15 protein-coding genes and 1 tRNA gene are annotated in these 16,932 nt (G+C 42.7%); 10 read left to right on the forward strand and 6 right to left on the reverse strand.

The annotated features are described in order from the left end of the window. Nucleotides 1-37: 37 nt before the first annotated feature. The 9 genes from ICN23_RS04935 to ICN23_RS04975 all read left to right on the forward strand — a co-directional run bounded on the left by ICN23_RS04935 (nucleotide 38) and on the right by ICN23_RS04975 (nucleotide 9,789). Nucleotides 38-811, forward strand: a complete 774-nt coding sequence (locus ICN23_RS04935; RefSeq protein ID WP_370624755.1) for a cytochrome c1 — start codon at nucleotides 38-40, stop codon at nucleotides 809-811. 99 nt (nucleotides 812-910) lie between these two features. Then, nucleotides 911-1,522, forward strand: a complete 612-nt coding sequence (locus ICN23_RS04940) for a glutathione S-transferase N-terminal domain-containing protein (RefSeq protein WP_068320223.1) — start codon at nucleotides 911-913, stop codon at nucleotides 1,520-1,522. Nucleotides 1,523-1,551: 29 nt separating this feature from the next. Further along, nucleotides 1,552-1,959, forward strand: a complete 408-nt coding sequence (locus ICN23_RS04945) for a ClpXP protease specificity-enhancing factor (RefSeq protein ID WP_216231145.1) — start codon at nucleotides 1,552-1,554, stop codon at nucleotides 1,957-1,959. Nucleotides 1,960-1,977: 18 nt separating this feature from the next. Then, nucleotides 1,978-2,053: transfer RNA gene (locus ICN23_RS04950), tRNA-Thr, on the forward strand. Nucleotides 2,054-2,122: 69 nt separating this feature from the next. Continuing rightward, on the forward strand, nucleotides 2,123-3,616 hold the full coding sequence (locus ICN23_RS04955; protein WP_216231147.1) for a tetratricopeptide repeat protein: 1,494 nt from the start codon (nucleotides 2,123-2,125) through the stop codon (nucleotides 3,614-3,616). 93 nt (nucleotides 3,617-3,709) lie between these two features. Next, nucleotides 3,710-4,786: a hypothetical protein gene (locus ICN23_RS04960; RefSeq protein WP_216231149.1), complete on the forward strand. Its 1,077-nt coding sequence runs from the start codon at nucleotides 3,710-3,712 to the stop codon at nucleotides 4,784-4,786. A gap of 331 nt (nucleotides 4,787-5,117) precedes the next feature. Beyond that, nucleotides 5,118-6,998 (forward strand): tetratricopeptide repeat protein, encoded by a 1,881-nt coding sequence (locus ICN23_RS04965; protein WP_216231150.1) that lies wholly within the window; start codon nucleotides 5,118-5,120, stop codon nucleotides 6,996-6,998. A 164-nt stretch (nucleotides 6,999-7,162) separates the two neighbouring features. Next, on the forward strand, nucleotides 7,163-7,714 hold the full coding sequence (locus ICN23_RS04970) for a glycosyltransferase (RefSeq protein WP_370624756.1): 552 nt from the start codon (nucleotides 7,163-7,165) through the stop codon (nucleotides 7,712-7,714). Nucleotides 7,715-7,773: 59 nt separating this feature from the next. Beyond that, nucleotides 7,774-9,789: a glycosyltransferase gene (locus tag ICN23_RS04975; RefSeq protein ID WP_216231151.1), complete on the forward strand. Its 2,016-nt coding sequence runs from the start codon at nucleotides 7,774-7,776 to the stop codon at nucleotides 9,787-9,789. 6 nt (nucleotides 9,790-9,795) lie between these two features. On the opposite strand, the gene ICN23_RS04980 is transcribed toward ICN23_RS04975, so the two are convergent. Further along, nucleotides 9,796-11,124 (reverse strand): MFS transporter, encoded by a 1,329-nt coding sequence (locus tag ICN23_RS04980; protein ID WP_216231153.1) that lies wholly within the window; start codon nucleotides 11,122-11,124, stop codon nucleotides 9,796-9,798. A gap of 187 nt (nucleotides 11,125-11,311) precedes the next feature. On the opposite strand from ICN23_RS04980, the gene ICN23_RS04985 reads away from it, so the two are divergent. Continuing rightward, nucleotides 11,312-11,896, forward strand: a complete 585-nt coding sequence (locus ICN23_RS04985) for a phasin family protein (RefSeq protein ID WP_216231154.1) — start codon at nucleotides 11,312-11,314, stop codon at nucleotides 11,894-11,896. An 88-nt stretch (nucleotides 11,897-11,984) separates the two neighbouring features. Here ICN23_RS04985 and ICN23_RS04990 read toward each other — a convergent pair whose 3' ends face one another. The 5 genes from ICN23_RS04990 to hemA form a co-directional block, all read right to left on the reverse strand. Continuing rightward, entirely contained in the window at nucleotides 11,985-13,178 is a 1,194-nt protein-coding gene (locus tag ICN23_RS04990; RefSeq protein ID WP_255532702.1) for a DNA recombination protein RmuC, read from the reverse strand. 96 nt (nucleotides 13,179-13,274) lie between these two features. Further along, nucleotides 13,275-13,583, reverse strand: a complete 309-nt coding sequence (grxD, locus tag ICN23_RS04995) for a Grx4 family monothiol glutaredoxin (RefSeq protein ID WP_068320233.1) — start codon at nucleotides 13,581-13,583, stop codon at nucleotides 13,275-13,277. A 106-nt stretch (nucleotides 13,584-13,689) separates the two neighbouring features. Beyond that, nucleotides 13,690-14,532, reverse strand: coding sequence for a peptide chain release factor N(5)-glutamine methyltransferase (gene prmC / locus ICN23_RS05000; protein ID WP_216231157.1), 843 nt, complete (start codon nucleotides 14,530-14,532; stop codon nucleotides 13,690-13,692). A 3-nt stretch (nucleotides 14,533-14,535) separates the two neighbouring features. Continuing rightward, nucleotides 14,536-15,615 (reverse strand): peptide chain release factor 1, encoded by a 1,080-nt coding sequence (gene prfA / locus ICN23_RS05005; protein ID WP_216231158.1) that lies wholly within the window; start codon nucleotides 15,613-15,615, stop codon nucleotides 14,536-14,538. Beyond that, nucleotides 15,616-16,932: a glutamyl-tRNA reductase gene (gene hemA / locus ICN23_RS05010; protein ID WP_216231159.1), complete on the reverse strand. Its 1,317-nt coding sequence runs from the start codon at nucleotides 16,930-16,932 to the stop codon at nucleotides 15,616-15,618. It lies immediately after the preceding gene.

Consider the following 16,932-nt stretch of genomic DNA (forward strand, 5'->3'; position numbering starts at 1 on the left):
CGCCTGAGATATCAGCAAAGAGAAACTAGGAACTAGCATGAAACGAATTCTGCAAACTTTGATGGGCGTCTGCCAAGCAACAGTATTGGTTGCGGCCCTCGGCTTTGGTGTTAATGCCAATGCAAATGAAGGTGGCTTTCCTTTAGATAAAGCCCCTGATCGTGTAAGTAGCAATGCCTCATTGCAAAATGGCGCAAAGATTTTTGTGAACTATTGCTTAAATTGCCACTCAGCAACAAGCATGCGTTACAACCGCTTGCGCGATATCGGTTTGACAGATCAGCAAATTAAAGACAATTTGATTTTGACTGATGCCAAGGTTGGCGATCTGATGACGATTTCCATGACACCTAAAGAAGGTAAGGCATGGTTTGGTAAGACTCCACCAGATTTATCTGTTGAGGCTCGTGCCCGTGGTATCGACTGGCTCTATACCTACTTCCGCACTTTCTATAAAGACGACAACACTCAGACCGGATGGAACAACTTGGTATATCCAAACGTGGGTATGCCGCATGTTTTATGGCAGTTGCAGGGTGAGCGTGCTGCGAAGTTCGAAGAGCGCAAAGATCCTCATGACGACAGCAGGGTTGAAAAAGTATTTGTAGGCTTTGAGCAATTAACCCCAGGCACAATGAAGTCACAAGAGTATGACGACAATATCGCCGACTTAGTTGCCTTCATGTCATGGATGGCTGAGCCAGTGCAATTAGAGCGTAAACGCCTTGGCGTAGTGGTGCTCTTGTTCTTGGCAATCTTTACCATTTTGGCTTGGCGTTTGAACAAGGCCTACTGGAAAGATATTCACTAATTGAATGAAATGGGCTCTACAAGTAGAGCCCATTGGTGATGAGATTTAACGCTGATGTGCGTTTGTTGTATTGAAGTAGAAATTTAAGGAAATAAATTTATGATGGTGTTGTACTCGGGTACTAATTGCCCATTCTCGCAACGCTGCCGTTTGGTGCTTTTTGAAAAAGGCATGGATTTTGAAATCCGCGATGTCGACTTGTTTAACAAGCCTGAAGACATCTCCGTAATGAACCCTTATGGCCAAGTTCCAATCTTGGTTGAGCGCGACCTAATTTTGTATGAATCAAACATCATCAATGAATATATTGATGAGCGTTTTCCTCATCCACAGTTGATGCCGCCTGATCCCGTAGCACGCGCACGCGCACGCCTCTTCCTTTTCAATTTTGAGAAAGAATTGTTTGTGCACGTTGCTGCTTTAGAGAACGAAAAGGGTAAGGCTGCTGAGAAGGTTCATGAAAAAGCGCGCTTAGCGATTCGTGATCGCTTAACTCAGTTGGCGCCTATTTTTGTAAAAAATAAGTATATGTTGGGTGATGAGTTCTCAATGTTGGATGTTGCGATTGCACCATTGCTATGGCGTCTTGAGCATTACGGCATTGATCTTTCACGCAATGCTGCTGCTCTCTTGAAATACGCTGAGCGTATTTTTAGTAGACCTGCTTACATCGAAGCTTTGACTCCTTCTGAGAAGGTAATGCGCCGCTAAGCTTTTCTAGCGGTTCACTATTAGTCAGTATGTCTGACGTCCCAAGCAACAAACCCTACCTAATCCGTGCCCTACATCAGTGGTGCACGGATTTTGGTTTTACGCCCTTCATGGCTGTTTTTGTTGATGCCAGGGTGGAAGTGCCTATGGAGTTTGTTAAGAACGATGAAATTGTCCTTAACCTGTCACTTGAGGCCTGTCATCAGCTACAGATGGAGAATGACTGGATCAGCTTTCAGGCGAGATTTGGGGGCATTCCTAGAAAGATTATGGTTCCCGTTAGCCATGTTTTGGCTATCTACTCTAGGGAAAATGGCCAGGGCATGTCTTTCCCATTTGACCCCGCTCAGGCCCGCGATCTACATATCGCAGATTCCGGGGATCAGACCCCAGAAAAACCAAAAACAAGTAGACCTAGCTTGAAGATTGTGAAATAGGATAAAATATATCCCGTTGCCCCTTTAGCTCATCTGGTAGAGCAACTGATTTGTAATCAGTAGGTGGTCTGTTCGAGTCGGACAAGGGGCACCATTAATTTTCTGTATGTTTCCCCAACATACTATTACACCTCCTCTCTTTGGCTTTGGTTAGTTTTAGCTTATGAATCTTGCCGCCCAAATACTTTTAAAAAATGCATTTGATTGCATTGCCAAAGATAAGCTTGATGAGTCCGAGGAGTTGCTTAAAAAGGCATTGAATTGTGCGCCAAATAACCACGATATTTTAAGGTGCATGTCGGTAGTTGCAGCGCTTAAAACTGATTATGCTAGAGCTCTCAGTTTGATTAACCAAGTTATTGCTATTGCCCCTCATGACGGTGTGGCCCACAGCAACCGAGGTAATATCCTTCAGGCTTTAGGTCAACATGAAGATGCTTTATTAAGTTTTAACGAGGCAATTCGTTTGCTTCCAACTTATGCTGAGGCTTACAACAACAAAGCAAACGTTTTACAAGAGCTATATCGTTTTGAGGACGCATTAGTTTGGTATGACAAGGCTATTGCAATAGATCCAAGTTATGCAAAGGCATATAAAAACAAAGGCAATGCTCTGGAGTGGCTTCGTAGGCACGAAGAGGCTATGGCATGTTTTGATATAGCAACCTCTGTAGATCCCAGCTACGTTGACGCTTATTGGCAAAAAGGTTTAAGTCAATTAGCTAGCGGAAATTTTCAATTGGGGTGGCAAAATTACGAGGCTAGATGGACAAAATCTATTCCAGTAAAATTTCAGCACGCAGGAGTAGCTAGACTAGAGAGCCTTAACAATCTCCATGGTAAGAAGTTAATTGTCTGGGCAGAGCAAGGTCTTGGCGATTCAATTCAATTTTGCAGATACATAAAGCCTTTATCGCAGACTGGCGCACAAATCACTTTTTTAGTGCCCGATCAGTTGTTGGATATTTTCAATCCATTGCGTGCTTTTTGTGACCTGAGATCAGGTTTGGTTTATACCCCAAAAGATTTTGATTTTCAAACACCGTTAATGTCATTACCTTTGTTATTTGGGACGGATTTGAATACCATTCCGCAGGAAATTCCATATTTAGAAGTTAAAGAAGAGAAGAAAAAGCTATTACAAAAGGCGCTCCATCCATCAACTAACTTAAGGGTTGGTGTTGTCTGGAGTGGCGGTCATCGACCTATACATTTGGATGGATATTTAGAGGGCGAGCGCCGAAATATAGCGCTCGATCAAATTGCATTTCTTGGCGACCTTAATGGAATTGATTTTTATAGCCTACAAAAGGGTGATCCGGCAGAATCTGAGCTAGCCGCAAAGAAGAAAATTCTTTGGCCAGATATTATTAATTGTGCTCCCTTAATTAATGATTTTACGGATACCGCAGCCTTGCTAGATTCTCTGGATCTGCTGATCTCTGTGGACACTTCAACAGCCCATCTGGCAGGCGCTCTCGGAAAACCCGTGTGGATATTGAATCGCTACGACTCTTGTTGGCGCTGGTTGCGAGGTAGAGACGATAGTCCTTGGTATCCTACGGCCAAAATCTATCATCAAATGAAAGCTGCCGATTGGACTGAGGTTATTGAGCGCGTTAAGGTTGATTTAGCCAAATTAGTTGAAAGTCGCTAGACTAAGACTGACTTATCAGCTGATTTTATGGGGATAAGATAGGTCTGTAGTGTTTGGCAAGGCCATCCTTAACCTTGGCACTAAAATATCTCCATGGCATATAAAAAAATTGGATTTGATGCGGGCTTAATGTCTCTTAGGGGCACCCATATTGCTATTTTTGACTACGCACTCCAAAATCAACAATTGCTAGGCAATGAATCCGTAGTTTTTTACGATCGTCGCTCTGAGCAGATACAGCCATCTGTATTTGAAAAATTTCAAAAAGAATTTAAGTTAACTCCTTACGACCATTTTTCTGAGTTAAATTCTATTGCCGATAGTGGCTTAATTGATGCAATGTATCTGATTAAATCGGGTGAACGTGATCAATATCTATTGCCTGGTGTTCCCAATTTGATTCATGCGGTCTTTCCGCAAAAGGTGGATGAGATGCATGGTGATATTTATGCCTATGTATCCCAGTGGTTGAGTGAGGAGTGTTCAAATGGAAAGATTCCTTTTGTACCGCACATCATCGATTTACCAGTTCAGGGAAGTTCACAAAGAGCGGCTCTTGGTATTCCCGAAGATGCTGTCGTATTCGGGTGTTATGGTGGAAGCGATAGCTTTAACCTCGATTTTGTGAAGAAGGTAATTGCAGAAGTTGTTGCTAAAAATACCCAGATCTATTTTCTGTTCATGAACATTGATCGGTTTATTGATCATTCCCAGGTGATATTCCTGCCAGGCAATTCTGATCCCGTTTTTAAATCTAGCTTTATTAATACCTGCGATGCCATGATTCATGCAAGAGGTATTGGTGAGAGTTTTGGTCTGGCTTGTGGAGAGTTTTCTATGCACAACAAGCCTGTTATCACTTACGCACTTTCTCCCCAGAGAAATCACATTGATGTTTTGGGATCTAAGGCTATTTTGTACAAAGGCCCTAAGGATCTCAGCGAGATTTTCTTAAACTTTGATAAAGCAGCATCTCAAAAACAAAATTGGGACTGTTATTCTAGGGATTTCTCACCCCCTGCAGTGATGAAAAAATTTCAGTCTGTTTTTTTAAGTGATGATGCGACTAAGCGAGCAGAAATCAATATCAGCAACTTTGATAAGGCAGTCATACAGGGAAGGCGCTTTAGAAAGAAGCTTCGTAGCCTATCTCGCAAGTTGTATTTGTAGGGTGCGCTAAAGGCCACATCGATAGCCGATAGGGCTGTGTTGGGGTTAGTTGATGGTGCGGTGCAGTATTTAAGGCATGAGAAGTTTTCAGTCACTTGAATGGAGTGCTTAATTGACTAGTTGTACCTCTTAGACTCGCTGAAAAACATCTGAACTCGGATCAAATCACCGCCATCTAGTGCAGTAGCAGATTTACAATCAGTAGGTGATCTGCCCGAGTCAGACAAAGAGCGCCGCAGATGAATAAAACCTGCAGGCAGTTTTCATGCAGAAGTTTTTCATCTATGTACATCATGAAGCACTCTTCTTGTGAGAGTTATAAAATAGCAGGATGAATCCTCAACTCATCCAGCTAACAAGGCAAGCAGTTACTTATCTTCAACAGGGAAAGCTGGATGATGCTGAGCGACTGCTTAAGCAAGTATTCAAGTTGGCACCAAAACATCCAGAGGTATTGCGATTACTAGCTGTAATCCTTGCTCAAAAGAGGGAATTAGCCGACGCTCTAAAAATGATTGATAGTTCGATCAAAATCGATAATAAGAATTATTTAGCCCACAGTAACAAGGGCAATATCCTAAAAGATCTGAATCAATACAAAGCCGCTCTAGAGAGTTACAACAGAGCAATTGCACTCCAGCCAAATTATGCGGAAGCCCATAACAATAAGGGAAACCTATTGATGGACATGAATCAATTAGAACCCGCATTAGAGAGTTACAACAGGGCAATTGCACTTCAGCCAAATTATGCAGATGCGTATAGCAATATGGGTAATGCATTCAGAAAGCAGAATTCTTTAGATGAGGCGTTGGAGGCTTATGAAAGATCGATGGCTGTTGGGGGGAGCATTGATCCAATATTGGGTTCTTACGTTAATTTAAAAATGCAATTGTGTGACTGGGAGGGAATTGAGGATCTACTTAGCAATATTCAAGCAGGTGATATTCAGAGAAAAGATCGATTTTTCCCTTTTAATTTATTGGCAATTTGTGATGATCCTTACGTTGTTAAGCAAGTAACGGCTGAATATATGGCGGCGCTTCATCCAGTTAGATCGGATTTAGGATCTATTCCGAGCAGACCAAGGAAAGAAAAAATTCGAATTGGATACTTTTCACCTGATTTTAAAAATCATCCTGTTGCTTATCTAATGGCAGAGATAATTGAATTACATAATAGAGATAAGTTTGAGGTTATTGCATTTTCTATCAGTCATGATGGTTTAGAAGATGAGATGCGGCAAAGGCTAGAGTTGGGTTTTGATCAATTTATTGATGTATTTGGTAAAAGTGATAAAGAAGTCGCATTGTTATCAAGGGAATTAGAAATTGATATAGCAGTAGATCTTGGGGGTTTAACTGAGGGAACTAATCCCAGCATATTTGCATTTAGAGCGGCACCAATTCAAATTGGTTATATAGGATATTTGAGCACCATGGCCGCCCCATATATGGACTACATTGTTTCTGATTCCACTTTAATCCCAGAAGAGATGAAAGATGCTTACTCAGAAAAGATTATTTATCTCCCTAGCTATCAGGCGAATGATTCCAAAAGATCTGTTATTAAAGGGGTAATTTCGCGCGAAGATTTTGGTCTACCAAGTAAAGGATTTATTTTTTGTAGCTTTAATAGCAGCTATAAGTTGACCCCTCGAATTTTTGATAGTTGGGCCAGAATTCTGAACCAGGTTGAGGGCAGCGTACTCTACCTTTATGCTGAGAATAATAGTGTTAAAAAAAATCTTTCCCAAGAAATTGAAAAACGGGGAGTCAGAAGTGACCGCCTAATTTTTGGAGGGCGACTTACTCGAGAAGACTATCTTTCTCGCTATATGGTGGCGGATCTTTATTTGGATACCTCACCATATAACGCTGGCACGACCGCAAGTGATGCATTATGGATGGGGTTGCCGGTCATCACATTTACTGGAAGATCCTTTTCGGCTCGTATGTGCTCTAGTATCTTGAAAGCAGTAGGCCTACCTGAGCTTGTTGCCGACTCATCAAAATCTTACGAGGATTTAGCTATTTCTTTGGCTAGCAATCCTGAGAAAATGAAGGCTATTAAAAATAAATTAAGCTCTAGTATTGGTAAGGCGCCCTTATTTAACTCTGAGCTTTTTACGCAAAATCTAGAAGCAGCCTTTCAAATTGTGTACGATAGATATCAAGACAATTTACCTGCTGAGAATATTTACATAGCTTAGCCGTTACACGGTAGCGACAATATAGAGGTGAAGCCATTAAAATACAATTTATCGTCGCCACGCGATTAAGTCTAGACGAGTTCTATGCAAAGACAGCGACAGGTAAATCGCTAACTCTCTACCAAGCTCCTTATTTAAATATTCAAGTTTTTCCAGAAAATAAAGTGGGCTTATCAACTATTTATAATCAAGCTATAGATAAATTCAGCAAGGATCCATGCGTATTTGTATTTGCGCATGACGATTTACATATCTTAGACTTTTATTGGGTTAATGCTATTCAAGCGGGATTGCAGCATTATGGAATTGTTGGTTGTGCTGGAAATAAAAGCAGGCAGCCATTTCAGCCTGCTTGGGCATTCAAGAATGCCCAATTTGAATGGGATGCACCAGAAAATCTGAGCGGGATTGTGGGCCATGGAAATTCACTTCCAATTGAAAGCCTAAGTGTTTTTGGCCCACCATTTCAGCAGGTTTTATTATTGGATGGCCTTTTATTGGCGGCAAACAGTGAAACGTTAATAAAAAATCATCTCCGTTTTGACGAGCAATTTAATTTTCACTTTTACGATATGGATTTTTGTAGACAGGCAGAAACTAAAGGCGTGACTATGGGAACCATACCCATTTCTTTGATGCATGAAAGCGGTGGTAATTTTGCCTCTGATGCTTGGAGGCTAAGTTATCAAAAATATCTTCAGAAGTGGAAAGAGTAATGGATTATCTTGCGTTACCACACACCGACTTTCTTTAATTTAGTGGGTTAATTTTTTTAATGAATATTCTAATATTTGCTCATACCACTGACTATGGCGGAGCAGAAAGAGCCTTATTTGACTTGGTTTCACTTCTAATTCCGAAGCATCAGGTTTCCGTGATGTTCCCATCCTCAAAAGGGGTTTCGGTTGATAAATTTAGGGAGGCAGGAGTTAAGTGCGGCGTCATACCAATTGATCCCTCTCTTCCTGCGCCCTTTGAGACCTTGTTAAAGATTTGTGATCCAAAAATAGAGGACCTTATTAGAAGTTTGAAAAAAAGTCGATACGATTTAATCATATGTAATACGATAACTACGTTGCATGGAGCAGTAATAGCGCAAGAACTTAAGATCGCTTGCATCACTTATGCGCATGAATTTTTGCCTGATGAGTCTGATTTAATTCCCCATGGCTGTAGTGATGAATTTTATTTAGACGTAATAAGAAAACTCTCAAATCACTTACTGTGTGCTTCTGAGTATGTCAAAAGCTCATTTAAAGATAATAAAAAATGTAGCGTTCTTTACCCATTTACTCCATATCAAGACATTAAAACTAACTGCGATAGTAGTTTGTGTACGGACCAATTTCATATTTTGGTAATTGGATCGAAGTCAAAAAGAAAAAATTCTCACTTTGCTATTACTGTTTTGAAGGCATTAAGGCTCAGAGGCGTATTAGTCAATTTGCATATTATTGGCTCGGAGAATTCTGGCTCATACAAGTTAAATCAGCAGGCGATAATAAGAGATGAAGATAATTTTTTTATCCATTCACATCTAGATGATCCGTATAGCATTTCAGGAAAAAAAATAAACTTAGTATGTTCTTTAAGTGAACCTTTTGGCTTAACAATACCTGAATCTTTATTGAGAGGGATTCCTGTAGTGTCGTCTAAGTGCGGCGGTCCTGAGGAGATTTTGCCGCCTGCACTTCTTTATGACGTTAATGATATTGACAGCTGTGTAAGAGTCATTGAAGCCGTTGTCAAAGAATATGATCACTTTTCTGCAAAAGCCAGAGAGCAATATCTAGAGCTTGCTGAAAAAAATAACATCGAATCTAGGAGGCTTATAGTTAATCAAGCTCTAGAAAGGGCTACTCAAGATTTTCAGGCTAATTCAAATGAGAGCGATTTTTTAAATGTGGATAGCTTTAAGAGGGTGTTAAACCCACCAATATCATTTGATCAAATTGTAGAAAATATTTCTACCGTATCAAATAAGTCCCCCTTTCCGCTATCTACTTCCCAGGTTCGCTCTTTGGTGAATGCTGAGATCCAGACGCCAGGGTCAGCTGTAATGAGAGATATTCAAAATTTCGATGTTGTCCCGTTCGGATACTCGGAAAATATGGAGCATTTATATAAAAACGGGCTGGGATTGGCAGCTGAATTACTTGCTAATTTAGAAAATATTGGAAAACAACATATGTTGGCATATATTGTTTTGAGACTAGATGAATTGCGAAAAACTAAGCCTAATTTGAAGATATTAAGCTTGGGGGATGGCTTGGGAGTTGATTCTATTGTCTTGGCCTCTTGTGGTTTCAATATTGAATATATTGATTTTGATAAGTCGCTAATGAGCCAATGTGCAGAGCTTAATTTTAAGACCGCTGCGATGAATTTTGGTAAGCCCCTTTCGCTCTCAATACTCTTAGAGCCCTCATCTTCTTATGATGCGATTATCTCCTTGGAGGTTATTGAGCATGTATCAGATCCAAAGTCCTTTATGAGGTACATCAGTAATCTTTTGATACCGGGGGGATTGCTCTTTATGTCTGAATGCTTTGATGGTATTTATGATAGGTGGCCCACACACCTTTATTCAAATGAGAGATATGCCTCCATCTTGCCGGTTTTGGCCGCCCCTTATTTTAAGCTTCTAGATATCAACACCCATCCTATTGGTAAGCCATATCTATTTTCTAAAAATGTTACCGATAAAATTGAGGATGATGCTTTGATATTTTTTGATCATCCAAACTTCTTTGGATCAATGGGAAATGGACAGATAAGAATAGGCTTTTAATTGGCCCTAATTTGACAGTGTTACGTCCCGTGTTTCGGGAAGATATAGCCAGGCTATGACAAAAGCAGCCCCCAAAAAAATGGTCGGATACCAGAGCCCAGCAAGTGCATTCCCCCATTCTTGATTAAGCCAAGTAACAATTAACGGCAGTAAACCACCAATCCAACCTGCTGCTAAGTTATGAGGAAGCGTTGCCGCACTATTTCTGGTTTTAGCTGGAAACAGTTCTGCCAGCATTGCTGTTTGTGGCCCAACCACCAGAGCAAGGGCTAGAGATAAGCAAACTAGTAGCAGTCCAATAAAGATGAGGTTAAGACCTTTGCTTGGGTCATTTAGGTATTGCGCCCCCAAAGCCGTAAGCAAATAGAACGCCGGCAAAATAAATAGTGCCCCCAAGCAAAGCCCGCTGACTACAACTGGTTTACGGCCAATTTTGTCGGATAACAAGCCCGCAAGTATGGTCAGTGGAAATAATGCAAGCGTTGCATAAATACTGAGCTGGTCAACTACCTCGGGAGGTAGTTTTACCGAGGCCTTTAGAAAAATCGCTGTGTAGACTTGTACGCAAAAGAAAAGTACTGCGCCGCCTGCAGAGATGCAGAAGAAAAGTAAAAACATACGCTTGCGAGTATGTGGGTCGCGGAAATTATTGAGTAGTGGGCTCTCATTTTTTTGTTGGGTTTTACTCAGTTCTAAAAAAATGGGCGTTTCTTCAAGTGCCATGCGAGCTTTGAATGCTATTAGCAGCAGCAGAATGGAGATCCAGAAAGGCACCCGCCAGCCCCAGGACTGAAATTCCTCTGGAGAAAGATATCCTCTGAGAAAAGTAATTTGCAGGGTGGAAAACAAAATCCCAAGTGGACCCATGAGTTGTAGAAAGCTGGTTTTGAATCCTCTGTAATCATTTCCAGCATGCTCTGTAAGATAAACAGCGCTTCCGCCGATTTCACCGCCTGCTGAGAGTCCTTGGAGCAGCCTTAAGCTGACCAGTAGGATTGGCGCCCAAATTCCAGCTTGAGCGTAAGTTGGCAAAAACCCAACGCAAACGGTTGCAAAACCCATTAATGCGATAGTGATCATAAATACAGGCTTTCGGCCGATACGATCGCCCATAGAGCCAAAAAGAGCCGCCCCCATGGGTCTGACTACCATCCCAACCCCAAACGTCGCTAGGCTGGCCAATAAGGCTGCGTTGGGATCGCTGGAGGGGAAGAAGAGCGGGGCAAAAACCACGGCAAGAGTGGCAAAAGTGAGAAAGTCATACCACTCTAAAAAGGTGCCAAAGCAGGCCGCAATCGCCACTTTTCGATAGGGGTGAGAATCTTTTTTAGACATTAAGTTATTGATTTAAATGAGTTTTTAAGTTTAATTGAATATATTTGTTGCATAGCAGCAAATAATTCTTGATTTGTCATTTTCGTTCGGTTACAGTTCTATGGTGCAGTGCAATATTTAAGGCAACCTGCAATCTCCTTAAATGCACTTAATGAACAGTTGTACCACTTAATTTCTGGAGAAATACATGAACCAAGATCAAATCACCGCAAAATTGTCTCAAATTAACAGCAAGGGCCTCGAAGCTACATTTTCTTTGAGCGAAGCTGCTTTGGAAAATGCTCAAAAATTAGCTGAATTGAACTATGCAGCCTCTAAGGATGCATTGGTAAATACACAAGACGGCATTCAGCAAGTATTGACAGCTAAAGATCCTAAGCAAGTTACCGAGATCTTCACTGCTGATGCATTGCAAGCTGCTGGCAATCAAGCCGTTGCTTATCAAAAGAAAGTAAGCAAAGTATTGCGCGATAGCAATAAAGAATTTGTAAATGTTGTTGATGCCAGCATCGACCAGTTACAAGATGGCTTCCAGGATTGGATCAACACTGTTGCTGCTAACGCACCAGCCGGTTCCGATGCGTTCTTATCTTCATTCAAGACTGTATACGGTAGTGCATTGCAAGGTTTTGAGCAGTTCCGCGCTGCTAGCAAAGAAGCATTTGCTACTGCAGAGAAAACAGCTGATCAAGCAATCGAAACAGTACAAGGTCAAATTGCTCAAGTGAAGAAAGCTGCTACACCTGCGTCACGTAGCCGTAAAGCTGCTTAATTTAGCGCTACTTCAGATTTAGATTTATTAGTAAGTCTTAAAAAGAAACCCCGCTTAGTGCAAACTAGGCGGGGTTTTTATTTGAATGTTATTCAAAGTCCGAAGAGGACTCAATTAAGGGTGGGGCCAGGTTCTTACTGGGTTTGACGCCCAGCTCACGAACCTTTTCTGCAGATCGGATGAGATTGCCTTTACCAGTTTTTAGCTTGTTGAAAGCATCGTGATAGCTAGTTTGCGCTTGATCTAAGCGCTGGCCAAGTTTCTCCAAGTCATCCACAAACCCAACAAACTTATCGTAGAGATTGCCGCACTGTTTTGCGATCTCCAGTGCATTGCGATTCTGATGATCTTGTCGCCAGAGGTGGGCAACCGTTCTGAGTGTTGCCATTAAAGTACTTGGACAAACTAAAACAATATTTTTTGCTAGCGCTTCTTGGTATAGATTGGGTGCAGTCTTGAGCGCAAGTAAGAAGGCTGGTTCAATCGGCACGAACATTAAAACGAAGTCTACGGAGCCTACTCCATAAAGAGAGCTGTAGTTCTTTCCAGAGAGGCCTTGGATATGTTGGCGCAGAGATTGTATATGTGCAGCTAACTCTTGGTCTGCAGTTGCGGGATCTGTGGTTTCGGCATGTCTTGCGTAAGCAGTAATCGATACTTTGCTATCAACGACCAGACTTCTACCCTCCGGCAGTTTAATAACAACGTCTGGTTGAAGGCGTGAACCATCAGTTTGGGTATGACTATCCTGTACTAAATACTCCTCACCCTTGCGCAGGCCGGAGGATTCCAAAATAGATTCCAGCACCAGCTCTCCCCAGTTACCCTGGACCTTGGAGTCGCCTTTTAATGCCTGGGTGAGGGAGCGGGTCTCATCTGACATGCGTAGATTGAGATTGGCTAGGCGCTCAATTTCACTTTTGAGTGCATGGCGTTCGCGAGCTTCATTGCCGTAAGAGCTACTAACTTGCTCCTTAAATTCGGTGAGCTTAGTTTGCAAAGGCTTAAGAAGGGCATCTAAGCTAGCTGCGTTTTGTTCGGTAAAACGCTTGGATTTATCTTCCAATATTTCATTAGCTAAATTTTTAAACTGATTCGTTAGTGCTTCTTTAGCTTCATTTAGAGATTCAATTCTTCCTAAGCCTTGCTTGCGTTCTGAATCTAACTCCGCCTCTAGTCGGATGGCATTTTGGAGTGCTTGATCACGTTCAGCGCGAAGACTTTGGCTTAATACAAGCTCTGTTTGGGCCTGTAGCTCAGTACGAGTAAGAGCAGAGCGCAAATTGAGCGCATAAACTAAAAGGCCTGCACATAATCCTAGGGGCAGGCCAAATAGTAAGAGGGAGCTTAGGTCAAAGGTCAAAATAAAAAAGATTGATTAGGCTTTAACGAGTTTTTGTAGTTCACCGGATTGAAACATTTCCGTCATGATGTCAGATCCGCCAATGAATTCACCGTTGATATAAAGCTGAGGAATCGTTGGCCAATTTGCATATTCCTTAATACCTTGACGAATTCCTGCATCTTCCAAAACATTCACTGTATGTAGCTTTTCAACTCCGCTGGCACGCAAGATATTCACGGCATTCCCAGAAAAGCCGCACTGGGGAAACTGTGCAGTCCCCTTCATGAATAGAACAACGGGATGGCTAGTAACGATTTCTTTAATTTGTGCTTGTGTGTCCATATATTCTTTCTACTAAGTTTCTACTGCAGCGGTCTTGTTGCAAAGACAGTTTAAAAATAGGGTTTGGTTGATTTTAAGACTTAATATGAAAAAGGGTTATTTCACCTTATTTTCTGCCAGATGCGACTCGGTAATGTCCGGCCAAATCTAAATGGGTCTGAATATTACTTAACCCAGCTAGCTTCATTAGGGCCACTACGGCATCCGATTGGTCAAACCCATGCTCGACCGCAATCAAACCGTTTGGATTGAGGTGCTGTTTAGCCTCAGAAATAATCATCTCTAGGCAACTAAGTCCATTTTGATGGTCGGTAAGCGCCGAGAGAGGCTCGAAACGGAGGTCGCCTTGTTTTAAATGTGGATCTTGAGAGTCTATATATGGAGGATTGCTAAGGATGACGTCAAAGGTGGTGCCAGCTTGTAAAGCCGTATACCAGCTGCCCTGGAAAAACTGCACTTGATCAGCAACCTTTAGTTGCTTCGCATTCGCTTTAGCAATTTCTAAAGCCTCATGAGATTGATCTGTCGCAGTAACAATTGCTTGTGGGGCTTCATGCGCGATTGCAAGGGCGATTGCTCCAGAGCCCGTGCCCAAATCCAATATTTTTGCTGGAGCATTCAATCGATTGATTTCCTGTAAGCCAACTTCAACCAATAACTCGGTTTCAGGCCGTGGGATCAAAACACCGGGGGCAATGTAAAGCTCGATATTGTAAAAACCTCTTTTACCGATGAGATACGCAATGGGTTCACCCAGAAGTCTCTTGGATTCGAGCGACTTCCATTCATTTAGTGCTTGCTCGTTAAGCTCTAGTTCATCTTGTGATAGCAGGGCGGAGCGTGGAAGCTTGTAGTACTTCTCAAGAATGTAAGCCATCAGTATTTTTGCTTCAGCAGGATTAAGTGCCGTGGCACTTAATAATGTACGCAGACTAAAGTCTTTACTCACAGATTAGTTATCACCTAGTGCAGCCAGTAACTCCGCTTGATGCTCTGAGGCAAGAGCATTGCATAGATCATCAATGTCCCCATCCATCATCGCATCAATCTTGTAAAGAGTAAGGTTGATGCGATGGTCTGTGATACGACCTTGTGGAAAGTTATAAGTACGAATGCGATCACTACGGTCGCCTGAGCCAATCAGAGATTTTCGAGTCTGCGCTTCTAATTGGTGTTTCTCGCGCTCGCGGGCATCCATGATGCGTGAGACTAATACTTTCATGGCCTGCTCGCGATTGCGATGTTGGCTGCGATCATCTTGACATTCAACTACCGTGCCAGTGGGCAGGTGAGTAATGCGTACTGCGGAATCTGTTTTATTGATGTGCTGACCACCAGCACCGGAGGCGCGGAAGGTATCAATGCGTAATTCTGCAGGATTAATTTTGACTGCCTCAAGCTCGTCTGCCTCTGGCATTACAGCAATAGTGCAAGCAGATGTGTGGATCCGACCTTGTGTTTCAGTTTGCGGAACTCGTTGAACGCGATGGCCACCAGACTCAAATTTCAGACGAGAATAAACTGCTTGGCCTACAAGACGTAATACCACCTCTTTATATCCACCTAAATCTGATTCGGCAGCGCTCACTACTTCCACTTTCCAACCTTGACGTTCAGCAAAGCGGGTGTACATGCGCAGAAGATCACCGGCGAATAATGCGCTTTCATCACCGCCAGTGCCAGCACGAATTTCTAAAAAGACATTGCGTTCATCATTTTCATCTTTAGGAAGCAGGAGCTTTTGTAATGTACCCTCAAGCGCTTCCATGGTCGCCAAAGCCTGTTTTTGCTCTTCGTCGGCAAAGTCTTTCATCTCGGGATCTTTGCGCATGTCTTCTGCTGCTTGAGCGTCTGCCTCCGCTTGCTTATACAGGCCAAACTGCTCCACTACAGTAGCGATATCGGAATGTTCGCGCGTGAGCTTCCGATAGGCATCCATATCTTTGGTTGCTTCTTCGGAAGTTAATAAGGAATTGAGTTCGGCTAAGCGTGTATCTAGATGGTCTAGCTTAGCCCGCATGCTGGGCTTCATCTAATGTTCTTCTGGCTTGGAGTGCGAGGCAAATAGTTTTGGTAACAACTTTATCAAGGCGTCACGCTCAGCGCCATTGGAGTGTTGCAGTGCATGGAGTGAGCCATGCAAAAATTTATTGGTGAGACCTTGAGCCATCGCATTCAGAACTTCTTGTGGATCGTCGCCGCGCATTAAACGTTTCATTGCGCGCTCAAGTTCAAGCTGGCGCAAGCGTTCACCTTGTTGTTGAATATCTTGAATGAGTGGGACAGCATTGCGGCCTTGCATCCAATGCATAAAGTTACCAACACGATCTTCGATAATTGCTTCTGCCTGACTTACTGCTGCTTGACGTAAGTTGGCGCCAGTCTGAATCATGACTCCCAAGTCATCGACTGTGTAGAGATAAACGTCATCCAAGCGGGAGATCTCTGGCTCAAAGTCACGAGGTACCGCTAAGTCAATCATTACCATTGGCTTGTGGCGGCGCTGTTTAAGAGCACTCTCCACCATGCCAAGACCAATAATCGGCAGTGATGAGGCGGTGCTAGACACAATAATGTCGAACTCGTGGAGTCGTCCTGGCAGCTCTGAGAGCTTAAATGATTCAGCTTCTACATCCTGTGCAGAAATAGAGTCTGCCAATTCTTGTCCGCGCTCAATAGTGCGATTTGCAATCGCTACATTTTTTGGCTTACGTGCAACAAAATGAGTTGCGCATAAAGTAATCATCTCACCTGCACCAATAAACAAAATTTTCTGATCAGCAATTTTTTCAAAGATGCGTTCGGATAGCCGAACAGATGCTGCAGCCATGGAAATAGAGTGAGCGCCGATTTCAGTTGAACCACGTACCTCTTTGGCGACTGCAAATGTTTTTTGAAAGAGTTGGTTGAGATAGGTTCCTAAAACGCCAGCGTCATTTGCAGTGCGAACCGCATCTTTCATTTGACCTAAGATTTGAGTCTCGCCGATCACCATCGAGTCTAAGCCGCATGCCACTCTGAATGCATGTCGAACTGCATCGGATTGTGGCAAGGAATAAATATGCGGCTCAAGACTACTTGGCGCGAGTTGTTGGGTTTTTGCTAACCAATCAAAAGTCGCCTCATGCAAGATACCTGCGGCACTGTCATCATTAGCAGCGCAATACACTTCCGTGCGGTTGCAAGTCGACAAGATTGTGGCTTCGGGCAGCCCAGCATGATTCGCGCCAACTAAATGTTGGCGAAGATCGTGCAACGCTTCTTGAAGAAATTCGGGGTCAAAGGCGACCTTTTCCCGAATGGCGACCGGCGCTGTGTGATGATTGATGCCGAGTGTCAACAACTTCAT

It is taken from the genome of Polynucleobacter sp. MWH-Jannik1A5 (genome assembly GCF_018881795.1).
Classification (GTDB): Bacteria; Pseudomonadota; Gammaproteobacteria; order Burkholderiales; family Burkholderiaceae; genus Polynucleobacter.